The following is a 15559-nucleotide window of genomic DNA, read 5'->3' on the forward strand; positions in this document are numbered from 1 at the left end:
TAAAGGGAATTTTTGTAAATGAATATTAATCTAGAAAATTTCGCAGGAATATGAGAATTTAGCACGGAATAGAATAGGTGAATGGATATGGATTCCTTTTTCTGAATATTTGGAAGTGTTTTCGTTTGGGATGGCGAGATTTTGGGAAAGAAGGAGAAGTCATGGTTATGCGGAAATGGGTGCTATTTACTATTTTAATTGCAAGTTTAATAGGTTTGGTTGGGTGTGCGGAGAAAACATCAGCAGGTAAGGAGTCTGTACAAAAGAATAATGTAATGGAACAAGAAAAGAAGCTGGAAGAACAAAAAGCCGCTGAAGAAACTGCGAAAAAAGCTGCAGCAGAAGCCGAAGCTAAGAGAATAGCAGCGGAAGAAGCTAAAAAGCCAAAAGTTGTAAATGTAATAGATCCTGGTACAAAAAATATTGTTAAAAGCTTCATTCCTGTTGATTTTGGGTTTGGAACGGATAATGAAAAATATAAAAAAGAGCTTGGAAACTGGGCTAAAGAATTAGCGAGAGGGACAGAAACAACACCTGGTTACGACACCAAAATGATACTGGATAAAATTGACGCAAATGGTCAAGTTATCAAAGGGAAACCAAGAGTCATTCTTGAAGAAGCAGAGCTAGTTACAAAAATAATCGAAGCATCTGTAAATGGCGGAGATGTATTCCTGCCAATTTATGTTACCGAAAGCGGCTATAAGCCTGAAGACGCAGCCCATTTAGCTGAAGTTGTGGTTGCAACCTATACAACAAAATTTAATCCGAGTGTCACAGGGAGAAATAAAAACATTGAACTGTCTGCACAAGCAATCGATAATGTCATTGTTGGAGTAGGAGATATATTCTCTTTTAATCATACAGTGGGTCCGAGTGATGAAGCACATGGTTATCAGCCAGCTCAAGAAATTGTTAATAAGCAGCTGGTGATGGGAATTGGCGGCGGTATTTGTCAAACATCATCTACCTTGTTTAATGCTGTTGATCAATTGGCTGTTGACTATGTTGAATGGCACCATCATTCCCTAACAGTGGGGTACGTACCAGTAGGTCGGGATGCAACGGTTTCATATGGTGGAAAAGATTTTCAATTTAAGAATACAGCGGGAGTGCCAATATTAATTAAGGCCGTTTATAATCCAAATGGAACCTTAACCGTTGAGATGAGAACTTCTGCTGCCTATCAAAGCTTACTTCAAAAAAGATAGGTTTGTATTATCTGAACATTATAAGGTCAAGGCATCATCCTAAACGGATGGTGTCTTTTCAATTTTGCATCCTATCCAAGTATGGATTAGCCCTATCCAAACTTTCAAGAATGACACCTTTTAAAAAGGGTATTATAAGTTAAAAAAAGGATTGTTAAATTAATGGATTTATTATTAGATGGACAAGTTGCATTCATTACTGGTGCAGGTTCTGGAATAGGCCGCGCTGCAGCATTAAAGTTAGCAGAAAACGGAGCGAAAATTGCTCTAGTTGATTTGCATCCGGAAAACTGTAAAGAGGTTAAGAAGTTGGTGGAGGAAAAGGGGAGTGAGGCCCTGATATTGGAAGCCAATGTTTCTTCAGATGTAGACATGAAGAAGAGTTATGACGCTGTCTTAAAGAAATGGTCAAGACTTGATATTGTTTTTGCTAATGCTGGTATTAATGGTGTAGTAGCACCAATTGAGGACCTTTCACCAGAGGATTGGGATTTAACTATTTCTAATAATCTACGAAGTACCTTTTTAACAACCAAATATGCCATACCTTATATGAAGAAGAACGGCGGCAGTATGATTATCACAAGCTCCATTAATGGTAATCGTAAATTTACAGGTTTTGGAATGTCCGCTTATAGTACTTCAAAAATAGGTCAAATGGGATTTGGAAAAATGGCGGCACTTGAATTAGCTCGATATGGAATACGGGTAAATATTATATGTCCGGGAGGAATTGAAACACATATAAATGAAAATACATGGAAAGAAAAAGAAGATTTAAAGAAAATAGAAATTCCAATCAACTATCCAGAAGGAAATCATCCACTTGGTCATCGTTCAGGAAAGCCAGAAGAAGTAGCGAATCTTGTGTTATTTTTATCATCTAAACAATCGAAACACATCACCGGAACCGAAATTTACATTGATGGTGCAGAGTCTCTATTATAAACTTCCAAAAAAACACGATGGAGGAATCACACCTTCATCGTGTTTTCATTTATTATTCTAGACCTTCAATCACAATTTCTTTTGCTGGAAGGAAGTCTTCCTCCGTATCCAAATAGGTGATGTTGACTTTATCACCTTCTTTTAGATAAATGACTAATGGTTCTTTTTCTGAGGATATGATATAGCTTTTCTTGTTGTCTAATAGGAAAGAAACCACGGTGAAATCGCCTGATTTTTCTTTATAAACCCGTAGAATTGTACCTGTTATTTTTTTTTCATCGGCTTTTGAACTGCCATCAACAGAACCGCCGCCTCGTTGCAGGGCTGTTTTATATTGTTTTAAAGCTTCGTTTGGTGTTACACCGAAAACGGATATTTCTGGATTCGCGGCTGAAACAATAAAATAGTTCTGTAAAAAGCCGTTCGAATCTAAAACAGGTGTCAACCAGCTAGCTTCACCATAGAAATTATAAATAACTGGCATTTCACCATGCCATTTCTTTTCAATAAACTTCTTTTCGATAATTTGTAAAGCACCCTGTGAGTCCATATAGGATTCTTCAGGATTTCCAGTATAGTAAGTAGCTTCACCTGTACGAGAGTTTGTAAGTGAGTAACCAAGCATGGAATCTACGCCTTCTTTAGGACTCGTGAAATCAGTGAAATATAACATTACCCCGTTTTGATCGAAAATCGGGCTTACATTTGCCTCAGTTCCTTCGTCAGAGGGGAGTTTTACATCTGATTTCCCAAAAAGACTATTCCAAAAGCCATGAATATAGTTTCCAAAATAGCTGTTTTGTAAGCTGACAATCTCAGGTGAAACGGCACCATCAATAAACTCAGGAACATCTGTTAAGGTGTATGACTTGGTATCCCCATTCTTCGAATCTACTACCACTACACCTTTAACATCAAATCCATTTCTGGCGGAAACAAATTCACCGTAAGAACGGATATAATATGGTTTACCTTCATCATCAATTTCTAGTTGAACATCACCATAGAAAATGTGTTTCGGGAATTGCATACGAATATGACGCTCAATCGATTTATTGAAAAAGGAAGATGGTGTATAGACCATTGTGGAATTAATGAATTTCGGGTTCGCTGATGAATCCGTTGCACTTAAAGTAAAATAGCCAGGTGTTTCTTTGCCTTTCCACCATTTGAAGAATCCTGAAAATTCGACAGGTGCAATATAAACATATTCATCGTTCACCTTCTGGATTTGAAGGTTTCCTAGTTCGTAATAACTTGTATTCGGGACCTGGCCAAAAGCCTTTTTCATTTTATTTCGAGCAAATTCTGGTGGTACGCTGGCAGGTGTTTCTTTTTCGTCGAAGGTCTTAATTTCTACCTTCTGGTCCATCTTTGCAATTTCATATTTTTCATCTGCATTAAATAGGAAGGCAGTGAGAAAGTAAATTCCTAGAATCAAACTAACTGCAAAGAGTAGTGCTTTCACTTTCATTTCCATTCCAGTAGATATTAACGCGCCCAATGCAGTAATAATAATTGCATGAACCCATAGTGAAGATGGATTCATATCAAAATTCGTAAAATAATAGTAAGCAAAAACAGAAGGAATCAAAATCACTATTACTGCAATAATGGCTTTCGGAGTAAACTTTTTATCCTCTGAGGTACTTTTTTTATTATCTGTATTAATTGGACGAAAAAACGGAATAAGAACAAGAGCAGAAGCAATCGCAACAATCAGCGCAAACAAAAACATATTCCCCATAAAATAATCCCCTTTATCAAATATCTTTTTCCCAAGTCTATCTATATACGATTAAATAGGTCGAAAGTTTCAAAGTGAAAAAATTTGGTGACAGGCACCACCAATGTACATTTGTACGCCTGAGGTGGACAGTGAGTAAATTTTTATAATTATCATTCCGGTCTTTTATTCTACTACCAATTCATAGTGGAGCTTTTTCTGTAGAATACAATAGAAAAAGAAGAGCCATAAACGTAGTACACGTTAAGACTCTTCTTATTTACCATTCTCTAGGTTCATAATTAAGATCAGCGAATAATTGGTTCTTTTCTTTTTTAGTTAAGTCCCGCCATTGACCAACAGGCAGGTTTCCTAATTGAATATTCATGATCCGAATTCTTTGGAGACGGACCACGGAATAACCAAGCGCCGAACACATCCTTCTAATTTGCCGATTTAACCCTTGTGTTAATGTGATGTTAAAAACATATTTAGATAACTGTTTCACCTTACATGGCAGTGTTTTCGTATCTAATATATGCACTCCTTCTGACATTTTTTTTAAGAAATCAGAATTAATTGGTTTATCTACGGTAACAATATATTCTTTCTCATGTTTTTTCTCGGCACGGAGAATTTCGTTGACGATATCTCCATCATTTGTTAGAAGTATTAATCCATCTGAATCTTTATCCAATCTGCCAATATGAAAAATCCGCAGTGGATGATTCACAAAATCTACAATATTTCCCTTAACGTGTTTTTCTGTTGTACTTGTGATTCCAACAGGTTTATTTAAAGCGATATAGACATTTGTTTTTGCTACCTTGATGGTTTCTCCATTTACACGAACCACGTCTCCAGGCTCAACTTGACTGCCCATTTTTGCAAGCTGCCCGTTAATCGTGACTCTGCCTTCTTCAATCCATTTATCAGCACCACGCCTTGATGTTTTTCCAGACTCGGCAATAAATTTATTTAATCGCAGGTTCAACACTTCCTTAATATGTTGGATTATGTTTTTAGAATACTTAACTACCAGCATAATTTCAAGGCAAGAATTTTTCATTGTTTACTCCCGCCAACTTTTTTTCATACCTATTACTAATTTCGAATAGGGGAAAAAGGTTTCTCTAGACCCACTAGATGTTTTTGTTCAATAATAAAGATAAGCAATAGAAGAAGGTGATAGGAATGATTGAGGAACAAGGATATTTGGATTTAAAAAAAGGGGAACGCGGGGCAATTATAAGTATCGTAGCTTATATTTGTTTATCAATCGTAAAATTAGCCATTGGTTACATGGCAAATTCAGAGGCATTGAAAGCGGATGGCTTGAACAATGTCACCGACATTATTGCTTCAGTGGCTGTTCTTATAGGACTAAAATTATCCCAGAGGCCGGCAGATGATGACCATCCCTATGGGCATTGGAAAGCGGAAACCGTAGCGTCAATGGTCGCATCTTTTATTATGATGGCTGTAGGTTTGAAAGTGGCTTATGAAGCGATTGTTAGTATTTTTTACGTGCAAAAGGCTGTTCCTGATGTAATCTCTGCTTGGACGGGGCTGTTTTGTGCCTTCGTTATGTATTTTGTCTATCGGTACAATAAAAGATTAGCAACAGAAATAAACAGTCAATCTGTAATGGCTGCCGCAAAGGATAATTTATCCGATGCCTGGGTCAGTGTCGGCACCTTTATCGGTATTATTGGCGCGCAATTTGGTCTGCCATGGTTGGACCCCTTAGCAGCCATTATCGTAGGATTTCTAATTTGTAGAACCGCCTGGGACATTTTTAAAGAAACTTCACTCCATTTGACTGATGGCTTTGACGAAAAGCAAATAGAAGCATATAAAGAGACTATCCAGCATTGTACCGGAGTAAAAGGTGTAAAAGAAATAAAAGCTAGGAATTATGGTAATAACGTGGTAGTCGACGTTATCATCCTCGTTAATTCGACTTTAGATGTAAAAGGTGCACATGATATTGCCTCAAAAGTAGAAGACGAATTAATCGCTAGTCACAGGGTTTATGATGTTCATGTACATGTAGAGCCTAAATAGAATCATCGTAACGAAGGACAATATGTTATAATTTTCTGAAAAGGGGGATTATACAATGGATGATAAGGTAGTTCAAGCTATTCAAGATGAGTATCCAGATGATTTTGCATGGTGTTATGGATGTGGCAGGCTAAACAAAGAAGGTCATCATTTTCGGACAGGCTGGATTGGGGAGAAAACAGTCACTATTTATTCACCGGAAGCACAACACATCGCAGTTCCTGGTTTTGTTTATGGCGGTGTCATTGCAGCGCTTATTGATTGTCATGGAACAGGATCTGCCTCTTTAGCTTTACATAAAAAGAATGGCTATCTTCCAGGTGAGGCTGTCGAACCTCCACGGTTTGTAACTGCCTCTTTGAACGTTGACTTTGTCAAACCAACGCCGCACGGTGTACCTTTAAAGGCCATTGGTATTGTTCATGAGATACACCCTAAAAAATTTAGAGTAGAAACAGAAGTATATGCAGATCGTGTTCTTTGTGCCCGTGGCGAGGTCGTTGCAGTTGTCATGCCAAGTACATTTGTTCAGCACAAATAAAACAGAAGGAATGGAGCCGGTTAGGTTGGCGCCATTCCTTTTTTTTAGAGGTATTTTCTTCTTATTTTGTACACCGACATGTTAGTCCCATCCCAGCCTTTAGAGATAATGAAATTTCCACTTATCGACTCATACAGTTTCACATCGTCGGGTTTAGATAGTTCACGGTTATTTTCTGGAATTTGTTCAATTGAATCGTTAATTACTGTTACTTTAGGGTGATGTTCAATGGAGTCCTCTTTCTCTATTATTTCGGGCAGTTGTTCAAGTGATTCGTCTTTTATTGTCATTGCAGGGGAAATTTCTGTATCTTTATTTAGAGATTTCTTGTGACCCCAAAATTTTGATGAATCAAAAATTGATTGTCTGCTCTTTCTCTCATTTATTTGATTCATGTCTGCAGCTAAATCACTCATTGGTTGGCACCTCCTGTAGCTTTTTAAAGCAGCATCGAACTGCTTCTCCTCAAATTAGTAAAACAAACCTTGTTTTTACTAATTTACGTAAAACTACACAGAAATGCATAGGCAAACACTCAGGTCAAAAAAACTATTATTAAACTTTAAACCTATTACGAAGTAGCAAACTTATGTCCACCTCAGGTGGACAAATAGGTCGAAATGTCCACGAGTGGTGACAGGCACCGATTAAAAGGCCCAAATAGAGGGCACCGCATTAGTTTTGTTCTTCGGTATCTTCTAATTGTTGAAAGAATGATGTGGTGATTTGGTTTACCTGTTGGAGTTCTTTTTGCCATAGTGCTGCTGGATTGTTTTGTAAGGTTTGCAGGGCACTTTCGATTAGGAATTTTCTTGGTTCTCTGGTATGCATGATTTCTTCCTGAATGAAATCTAATAGTTCGAGATATTTTTCTTGTTCATTTATTTCTTGTATTTGTTTTGTTATGGAATTTCTCAATGGACCGGTAATTTTACAAAATTGATCTAACTGTTCCCGATTTTTTTTCTGAGCTCCAGGGAGCCATTTTTCCAAAAGTTCTGGCTCATGTAATTGCTCCCCGGTTTCTGTCACTTCGTGGACCATTTGTACCAAACGATTTACACTATATCTAACAACCTCACTAATATTCTCGCTAGAATTTGTCGCTACTCGATTGTAATGTAGATTATTCTGCAATAAACCTGTGAACATAATGGCACAATCTAATAGATATGGTTTATTTTGTTCCCCGAAGATATCGATAAACCGACCATACATCCACCGAAGCGACCTTAACCGACTGTGACTAATGTATTGTTTAAGGTCGACGTCATTCGAAGCCATAACTTCTTCATAAAGAGCAATTAATTTATTTTTCCTATTCGTAATCATTGCCATTTCCATTTGTTTAGCAAAAATCTCTATATCTGCAGGATTTTTACCGATTAACAATTCGTTTCGTTCCTTTTCAAGCTTTTTATAAACGGTCTTATAAATAGCAATTAATAATTCACTTTTGGAAGAGAAATACTTGTAAAAAGTTCCTTTAGAAATTCCGCTAAAATCTAATATATCCTGAATAGAAGTTGCTTGATATCCTTTTTCAATAAATAATTGATGGGCTTTATTAATGACATGTTGCTTTCGCTCGTTCATATTATCACCTATAATCCGAATTATACTAAGAGTATAAAAATATACTACATGATAAAGAGGGGGATTACAAACCCATTATTTTGTAGTATTTTTTGATTGCAAAAAATGAACTGGCGGTATATTATTAATTAGCATGAAACAGTGGTATAAAAAATTGTACAAAGAGTTTATAGGGGGTATTAACATGGGAAATGAAAAAAACGAGATAAAACGTCCCCCATATGGGATAATTTCGATTTTGATGATAGGGGCATTTATCACTTTTTTAAACAACACTTTACTTAATATAGCACTTCCTTCTATAATGGCGGATTTGAAGGTGGATGCTTCGACCGTACAATGGTTGACTACAGGCTTTATGTTGGTTAATGGGGTCTTAATTCCAACAACCGCATTCTTAATTCAAAAATATTCCGTACGAAATCTTTTCTTAGTAGCAATGGGCTTATTTACTGCAGGAACGATTCTAGCTGGCGTTGCCCATGTATTCCCAATATTACTCGCAGGCAGGATGACACAGGCAGCAGGTTCAGCGATCATGATGCCATTATTAATGAATGTTATGTTAGTAAGCTTCCCTATTGAAAAAAGGGGGGCAGCAATGGGGATATTTGGCTTAATCTTAATGGGGGCACCTGCAATTGGGCCTACGCTTTCTGGCTGGTTAATTGAGCACTATGACTGGAGAATGTTGTTCCACTTTGTAACGCCAATTGCGGCTATTGTTCTATTAATCGGTTTCTTTTTATTAAAAGATAAAAAAGAAAAAGTTAATATTCAACTTGATTTCATATCTGTTTTACTTACAAGCGTAGGATTTGGCGGCTTGCTTTATGGGTTCAGTTCAGCAGGCAAACAAGGCTGGGACAGTCCACAAGTTTATTTAACGATTGTTATTGGAGCTATTGCATTACTTATGTCCATCTTACGTCAACTTAAACAAGATCAACCTATGCTTAATTATAGGATATTTAAGTATCCAATGTTTGCCTTATCATCTGTGATTTCTATGGTACTTACAATGGCAATGTTTTCTGGGATGTTATTACTGCCGATTTACGTACAAACGATCCAAGGTATTTCACCAATGGATGCCGGGCTTATGATGCTGCCGGGAGCAATTATTATGTCGTTAATGTCACCTATTACAGGTAAGCTATTTGATAAATTTGGTGGACGTACGTTAGCAATAATTGGCTTAAGCATCACTGTTTACACTACTTATCTGTTCAGCCAATTATCATTTGATACGTCGTACATGCATTTACTTTTACTTTTTACATTACGTATGTTTGGAATGTCGATGGTCATGATGCCGGTTTCGACAAACGGATTAAATCAACTTCCTGCACGATTTTATCCCCATGGTACTGCTATGAATAATACGTTGCAGCAAGTCTCTGGTGCTATTGGTACAGCCTTATTGGTGACTATCATGTCAAACCGCACAGAGTCGAGAGCCATAGAACTTGGTGAATCTGCACGTTCAGCTTTGACTGAGCAGCCAACACAAGCTGCACTTGCAGAAATGCAGCAGCAAATTATGATGCAAGCTATGTTGGATGGTATAAATTTTGCCTTTTTTGTCTCAACCTTTATAGCAGCACTCGCACTTTTCCTAGCCTTCTTTATGAAGCGGGTAACACAAGCTTCAGATAAAATGGATGAAAACCCAGTTGAAAAAAAAGTTATAACTAAATTAGCAGAAAATTAAGTATAAAAAAGCAGCCTTGGCTGCTTTTTTATACTTTAAAGATATTTGCTTTTTTACTGGGAAACATTCTATAGTAAAAAGAAATGAATATTGGGAGGGCAACAGGATGGAAGTAAATTTTTCTAATGCTTATATTGAACGATGCAGTAAGGAAACAGATACCATGATTGCAAATGAATCTTCTAGTTTTTTATATCAGCCAATTACCTATTTAAAAGAACATAAAAATGAATTTATTTATGTTGAATCTATTTTATTTGAAGAAATTGGTGTTGAGGGTATTTCCCTCGAGGTTGATGATGTTTTTGGTACATATGATGTTATGCTAGGCTTAAAACTTCAAAAAAAGTTTGATAATGTATTAAGAGAGCATTTAAATCACACTTTAGATGGGGAAAATTCAAAATTTGATTTAATGTTTAGTCAAGATGATGGCTTATGGGATTTGAATTTTGCCTTAAATTATGTCAAGGGGTTCCAAGAGGATATGTCTATTGAGGGTGCCTTTCAACTCATTCACCACTATTTATCCAATTTGGTGGAAGCCGTTAAAAAACCGACCAGCTAATTCAACTGATTGGTTTTTTTGAAGAAAAGCAAATAAAGTCCGAGAGAGTAAAGACTTTATTAAGGTTATCTTTTTATGTCGTATGGAGGGTTCGTTCATGAGTAATAAAAAAACGGCACTTGTTCTTGGAGCGACGGGTCTTATTGGAAAAGAACTAGTTAAAGTAATTAATGAAAATAATCAATATGAAAAAATACATTTATTGATTCGTAGACCTATTAAGGTTCAAAACGAAAAATGTGTTCAACATATTATTAATTTTGATGAACTACATAAATTTTCTGAACTATTTCACGTGACAGATGTATTTTGCTGTTTGGGCACCACAATAAAAAAAGCGAAGACAAAAGAAGCTTTTCGTAAGGTAGATTTTGAATATCCTGTTGAGGCAGCAACCTTAGCAAAAGAAAACGGCGCTGAAAAATTTCTAATTGTAACTGCCATGGGTGCTGATCCTAAGTCAGTATTCTTTTACAATCGTGTAAAAGGGGAAGTTGAGGATGCGCTTACTAAGATAAACCCACCCTCTCTGCATATTTTCAGACCTTCATTATTGTTGGGAGAGCGGGAGGAGTTTCGGTTTGGAGAAAAAATTGCAGAAAAAGCTAGTGGTGTACTGAACAAGTTAATGATAGGTCCGCTGCGTCCATACCGAGGGATTGAGGCAAAGAAAGTTGCTGCAGCAATGTCCCTGGCTGCTCAATCCAATACAAAAGGAAAGCATATCTTGCTTTCACATGAAATCGACCATATGACTCCTTCAATTGCGGAAATAATCAGGTAGGCAAGGACAATTTTTCTAGCAATCTCATTGTTTTTTTAGAATAGGCATGTGAATGGAAATAGCGGCGTAAACTTCAGTATGAGGAAAATAATACATCCTAATTTTAAAGGGTAAATAAGGAGGATGGATAATGGTTCATACTGGTCGCCCACAAGAAGAATTACTTGCACAGGATGATAAATATATTTGGCATTCCATGAAGCCGTATAATCCAGAGGCCACCATCGTGGCAATAAAGGCAGAGGGTTCGTGGGTAACCGCCGCCGATGGAAAGCGTTACTTAGATGGTATGGCTGGTTTATGGTGCGTTAATGTTGGCTACGGCCGACAAGAACTAGCAGAAGCTGCCTATGAACAGCTTAAAGAAATGGCTTATTTTCCACTGACACAGAGCCACGTACCAGCGATCAAGCTTGCAGAAAAACTTAATGAAATGTTGGGTGACGAATATGTCATCTTCTTTTCAAACAGCGGGTCAGAGGCGAATGAAACAGCATTTAAAATCGTACGTCAATACCATCAGCAAAAAGGCGAATATAATCGCTATAAAATTGTATCCCGCTACCGAGGCTACCATGGGAATTCGATGGCAGCACTTGCTGCAACCGGCCAAGCGCAAAGAAAATATAAGTATGAACCTCTTGCTCCAGGCTTTATACACGTGTCTCCACCGGATTCCTATCGAGATGATACGAACGTAACCGAACCTAAAGAACTGTCATCTGTGAAGGAAATTGATCGAACCATGACATGGGAGTTGAGTGAGACGATCGCTGCAATGATTATGGAACCTATTATTACAGGCGGTGGGATATTAGTGCCGCCAGAAGGTTACATGAAGGCAGCAAAAGAGGTTTGTGAAAAACATGGAGCACTCTTGATTGTAGATGAGGTGATTTGTGGTTTTGGACGCACAGGGAAACCTTTCGGCTTTATGCACGAGGATGTAAAGCCGGACATCATTACCATGGCAAAAGGAATTACAAGTGCATATTTACCACTATCTGCAACAGCGGTTCGGAAAGAAATATATGAATCTTTTAAAGGAACAGACGAATATGATTATTTTCGGCACATTAATACCTTTGGCGGTAACCCAGCAGCCTGCGCTTTGGCGTTAAAGAATCTAGAAATCTTAGAAAACGAGAACCTGTTTAACCGTTCACGGGACTTGGGGAACCAGGTGGTAAATGAATTGACCAGACTGCTCCAGGATCATCCATTTGTTGGCGACATTCGCGGCAAAGGGTTATTAATTGGAATTGAACTAGTAAAAGATAAGCAGACCAAGGTACCGTTAGATGTTTCATTGGTGAATCATGTGATTGCAGCCTGTAAACAGGAAGGACTATTAATTGGAAAAAACGGGGCAACAGTAGCGGGGTATAATAATGTATTGGCTTTATCGCCTCCATTAAATATTACACAGGAAGATATTGAATTTATTATTAAGACGCTCAGCGATTCAATAAAAAAAATAAAATAAGCGCACAAAAAAGTCCTGCGTGTTTTTTTAAAACACATAGGACTTTTTGTTTATTAATCTATTTAATTATAATAGGAATTCTCCCGTTTAGGAGAAATGCATCGCTTAAATGGTGTCTAAATTCTACCTGAGCAAAAGTGTTAATGGACCGTTCTGCTCTTATTAGTACATCTATTCGCTGCGCAGTGGACATTTCAATCGGTTTACCAGCTGGTATGGTATAAGGCTGGTTGTAGCGCCCAAAAGGAGGGACACCAAGCGCACGTCCATCAAGGGCGATTACGACAACATCCATTGGGAATGTTACTTTAATTTTTGTATAGGCTGCACAGAGTAACCGGATTAGGATGGTCTGATTTCTACGGGCATTTACTGAAATCTGCATTCCATCCACGCCGCTATTTAATGCAGCAGGGATGGTCAATCCAGGACGGATGGTAACGGTGCTGCCGACACGCCCTGGGAAATTAATGCCCGTAACGACAAAATAATCAGGATTATAATCGTGAAAGGCAAAGAAATCATCACTGCCACTATCATTTTCATGGAAATCATCATCTAGACCTGGTTGTTTTCCCATCTTTGGGAATGTCTGGTGTGCATGGTCCGCTTGTTCTCTCCAAACAGAATCAATGTCATCAATGACCCATAGGGCTTCTACATCATAAGGAACCGTCATGGCATGCGGGTCACCGCTTTCTAAATTTCCACCGACAAATCCCCGGAATTTAGGGTATTTTTCAAGATTGGCCGCGGTTCGGCGCGGATACCCTCCGACATTTTTCCCATCACTAGAGTCATAGGCATCAGGTGGTTCTACTATCAGGAATCCATATAACCCAAAGTCGAAATGTTGAATGGTACTTCGATGACAGTGATAGAAATAACTGCCGATATGATTAGGCTGCCATTGATAGGTATATTCCCCCAATTCCATGGAGGTGTGTCCGACTCCATCATTCATGGCAGTAGGCTCGATTCCATGCCAATGTACAGTATGTGCGGGCTGTCCATGTGCTTCAACATAACTATGAAAAACCACACCTCGTGGAACCCGGATGGTTGGCCCAGGGAACGTACCTGATGCAGTCTCAGGAACATCAGGAGTACTAATTAAAAAAAAGCCAAGTTTCCGACCATCCCACATTGGAAGATCTACTCCATGCATAAGGTGAAGTCGCTGGTTATTTGGGATACTCATCGTTGCTCCCTGTATTGTATCTGCTACAAATTTAGGAACTGGATTCGTTGGAATTAACAGTTCAGGTGTTGGGGGACTCTCTTGGGGGGGATCAAATGATTTAACCCATGATCCCTCATGACCCGCCACTGACCTTCGTAGAATCTTATAACCAGGTTTTGAAAAAGACATAGCATTACTCCTTTATTTATTACTTTAATTGTATGAGAACGTTTAATGCGCTCCATCATGTCCAGCTGCTGGACCGGTTATATAAGGTCCAGGAACATGTTTCGTTTGAGCACCGGGGAAGGTGCTGACACCCCCAGGAGTGTTCCGGTCTCCAATAAAATCTAACCCACTCATCATTCCCATCCCATAGTTTCCACCTTGAGCAGATTGACTTGTCTCTGAGTGGTCATGCATTGGGTAACAAATTGGAGATAATTGAACAGAAATATCAACATTTCCAGTTTTTGCGCCAATTTTAGGAAAGAAGGTATTCAATTCCTCTGTTGGGGGCCAGACAGGGTGTGCAACAGAACCTTTAATACCCGGATTTGCGACAGATATGAGCGGTTTATCAGCAAGACCGATCCCGCGCTCATTCGGTACATCTGGCGGCCTTGTAAATGGAACAGCCCATTCGATTATATCGAGTGGCTTGACCGTATAAGTATCTATCCAAACTGGATTCGTTTGTACAACACCATTTACCCCTGTTACATAGACGTGATTTGCATGTATGTGCAGCGAATGAAGTGAAAGACCAGCGTTAAGAATACGAACAACCGCTGGTTCACCAACCCTGTGACTTGGGGTAATCGTAGGATTGTGTGCCGCGAACCATCCAGATTGACCGTTAATTGTAAAAAAGTCTGGTTTCAGATTTAATCCATCTGACCTATACCGATCACTTTGGAATGACCTAATAAATTGCGCAGCAGGAAAGTCTCTTCCTGGCGGATAATTTCCGACCTGACCAAAAAGACGTGAACTAGCAGCATGGAGTACCCACACATACTGTCTAAAAGCAGGTGTATGAGTAGAATCATCACCCTGATCCCAAGCTAATCCAGGGAAGTGTGCAGTAGTACCAAAATCATCAAAAAGCTGCTGAACGGCAGGGGTAGGTGCTGCATACGGTGTGAATTTATGTCCAGGAACTGCTGCGTTTGGCATAACAATCAATGCACCATGAAGACCCATTATCCGGTTAACTGGCGCGTTTAAATTATCATAATATAAATAGGTCCCAGCTTTTGAAGCGATGAATTGGACCTGCTTAGTCGCTCCTGGTGCAATAGGACCGCTATTAACCATCCCTTGTATAAAAAATGCATGAGGTTCATCCAAACCATTGGTAATGGTAACTTTAATAACGCTTCCCTCTGTTGTATAAATATGCGGGCCCGGAATTTCTGCTGGGAAATTTTCCTCTTTGTACAACCAGAAGTAACATTGGGCCTTGTTAATTGAGTTGTGCGTAATCATATCTTTAATGGCGTCGGTTATCGTAAATTTGAGCTCTTGAACCTGTTTGACTGCAAGGAGTTGGTTATTTGAAACCCATGCCGGCAAGACACTTCCGACTACTAGTGCAGCCAAACCGCCTCCAGCATACTTAACAAAATCTCTTCGCTTCATTTTTACCTCCTTATATAGTCTAGAGAAAAGGTTTTCCAAGCAAATGGCCTATGTATATCCACTGTAATTCGAGTCTAACTTCAGGGATAAC

At 38.6% G+C, this 15559-nt stretch carries 14 protein-coding genes; 8 read left to right on the forward strand and 6 right to left on the reverse strand.

Features of this window, described 5'->3' with window-relative positions; all coding sequences use genetic code 11:
• The first annotated feature begins 161 nt into the window (after nucleotides 1–161).
• Both V7108_RS21415 and V7108_RS21420 read left to right on the forward strand, forming a co-directional pair.
• Complete coding sequence (locus tag V7108_RS21415; RefSeq protein WP_335520739.1) at nucleotides 162–1211, forward strand: VanW family protein; 1050 nt, start codon at nucleotides 162–164, stop codon at nucleotides 1209–1211.
• 162 nt (nucleotides 1212–1373) lie between these two features.
• Nucleotides 1374–2159, forward strand: coding sequence for an SDR family oxidoreductase (locus V7108_RS21420; protein WP_335569351.1), 786 nt, complete (start codon nucleotides 1374–1376; stop codon nucleotides 2157–2159).
• A gap of 52 nt (nucleotides 2160–2211) precedes the next feature.
• On the opposite strand, the gene V7108_RS21425 is transcribed toward V7108_RS21420, so the two are convergent.
• Together V7108_RS21425 and rluF are read right to left on the reverse strand one after the other, a co-directional pair.
• Nucleotides 2212–3906 (reverse strand): hypothetical protein, encoded by a 1695-nt coding sequence (locus tag V7108_RS21425; protein ID WP_335515012.1) that lies wholly within the window; start codon nucleotides 3904–3906, stop codon nucleotides 2212–2214.
• A 259-nt stretch (nucleotides 3907–4165) separates the two neighbouring features.
• Nucleotides 4166–4930 carry a 23S rRNA pseudouridine(2604) synthase RluF gene (gene rluF, locus V7108_RS21430; RefSeq protein WP_335515017.1) on the reverse strand — a complete coding sequence of 255 codons (765 nt, stop codon included), beginning with the start codon at nucleotides 4928–4930 and terminating at the stop codon, nucleotides 4166–4168.
• Nucleotides 4931–5082: 152 nt separating this feature from the next.
• On the opposite strand from rluF, the gene V7108_RS21435 reads away from it, so the two are divergent.
• The gene (locus tag V7108_RS21435) at nucleotides 5083–5952 is read left to right on the forward strand and encodes a cation diffusion facilitator family transporter (RefSeq protein ID WP_335515015.1); all 870 of its coding nucleotides are present in this window, start codon (nucleotides 5083–5085) and stop codon (nucleotides 5950–5952) included.
• 55 nt (nucleotides 5953–6007) lie between these two features.
• Nucleotides 6008–6493 (forward strand): PaaI family thioesterase, encoded by a 486-nt coding sequence (locus V7108_RS21440; RefSeq protein WP_335515010.1) that lies wholly within the window; start codon nucleotides 6008–6010, stop codon nucleotides 6491–6493.
• Nucleotides 6494–6537: 44 nt separating this feature from the next.
• On the opposite strand, the gene V7108_RS21445 is transcribed toward V7108_RS21440, so the two are convergent.
• Both V7108_RS21445 and V7108_RS21450 read right to left on the reverse strand, forming a co-directional pair.
• Nucleotides 6538–6909, reverse strand: coding sequence for a hypothetical protein (locus V7108_RS21445; protein WP_335569352.1), 372 nt, complete (start codon nucleotides 6907–6909; stop codon nucleotides 6538–6540).
• Nucleotides 6910–7168: 259 nt separating this feature from the next.
• A complete protein-coding gene (locus V7108_RS21450) occupies nucleotides 7169–8089 on the reverse strand; it encodes a TetR/AcrR family transcriptional regulator (RefSeq protein WP_335569353.1) in 921 nt (306 codons plus the stop codon).
• Nucleotides 8090–8273: 184 nt separating this feature from the next.
• Here V7108_RS21450 and V7108_RS21455 point away from each other — a divergent pair, with 184 nt between their 5' ends.
• The 4 genes from V7108_RS21455 to V7108_RS21470 all read left to right on the forward strand — a co-directional run bounded on the left by V7108_RS21455 (nucleotide 8274) and on the right by V7108_RS21470 (nucleotide 12641).
• Nucleotides 8274–9803 carry a DHA2 family efflux MFS transporter permease subunit gene (locus V7108_RS21455; RefSeq protein WP_335569354.1) on the forward strand — a complete coding sequence of 510 codons (1530 nt, stop codon included), beginning with the start codon at nucleotides 8274–8276 and terminating at the stop codon, nucleotides 9801–9803.
• Between the two features lie 106 nt (nucleotides 9804–9909).
• Complete coding sequence (locus V7108_RS21460) at nucleotides 9910–10371, forward strand: branched-chain amino acid aminotransferase (RefSeq protein WP_335569355.1); 462 nt, start codon at nucleotides 9910–9912, stop codon at nucleotides 10369–10371.
• Nucleotides 10372–10468: 97 nt separating this feature from the next.
• Nucleotides 10469–11155: an oxidoreductase gene (locus V7108_RS21465; RefSeq protein WP_335514998.1), complete on the forward strand. Its 687-nt coding sequence runs from the start codon at nucleotides 10469–10471 to the stop codon at nucleotides 11153–11155.
• Nucleotides 11156–11285: 130 nt separating this feature from the next.
• Nucleotides 11286–12641: an aspartate aminotransferase family protein gene (locus tag V7108_RS21470; RefSeq protein WP_335569356.1), complete on the forward strand. Its 1356-nt coding sequence runs from the start codon at nucleotides 11286–11288 to the stop codon at nucleotides 12639–12641.
• 58 nt (nucleotides 12642–12699) lie between these two features.
• On the opposite strand, the gene V7108_RS21475 is transcribed toward V7108_RS21470, so the two are convergent.
• Both V7108_RS21475 and V7108_RS21480 read right to left on the reverse strand, forming a co-directional pair.
• A complete protein-coding gene (locus V7108_RS21475) occupies nucleotides 12700–14013 on the reverse strand; it encodes a multicopper oxidase domain-containing protein (RefSeq protein ID WP_335569357.1) in 1314 nt (437 codons plus the stop codon).
• Between the two features lie 42 nt (nucleotides 14014–14055).
• A complete protein-coding gene (locus tag V7108_RS21480) occupies nucleotides 14056–15468 on the reverse strand; it encodes a multicopper oxidase domain-containing protein (RefSeq protein ID WP_335569358.1) in 1413 nt (470 codons plus the stop codon).
• Nucleotides 15469–15559: the final 91 nt, after the last annotated feature.

The sequence above is a fragment of the Neobacillus vireti genome (assembly GCF_036962345.1).
Taxonomy (GTDB): domain Bacteria; phylum Bacillota; class Bacilli; order Bacillales; family Cytobacillaceae; genus Neobacillus; species Neobacillus vireti_A.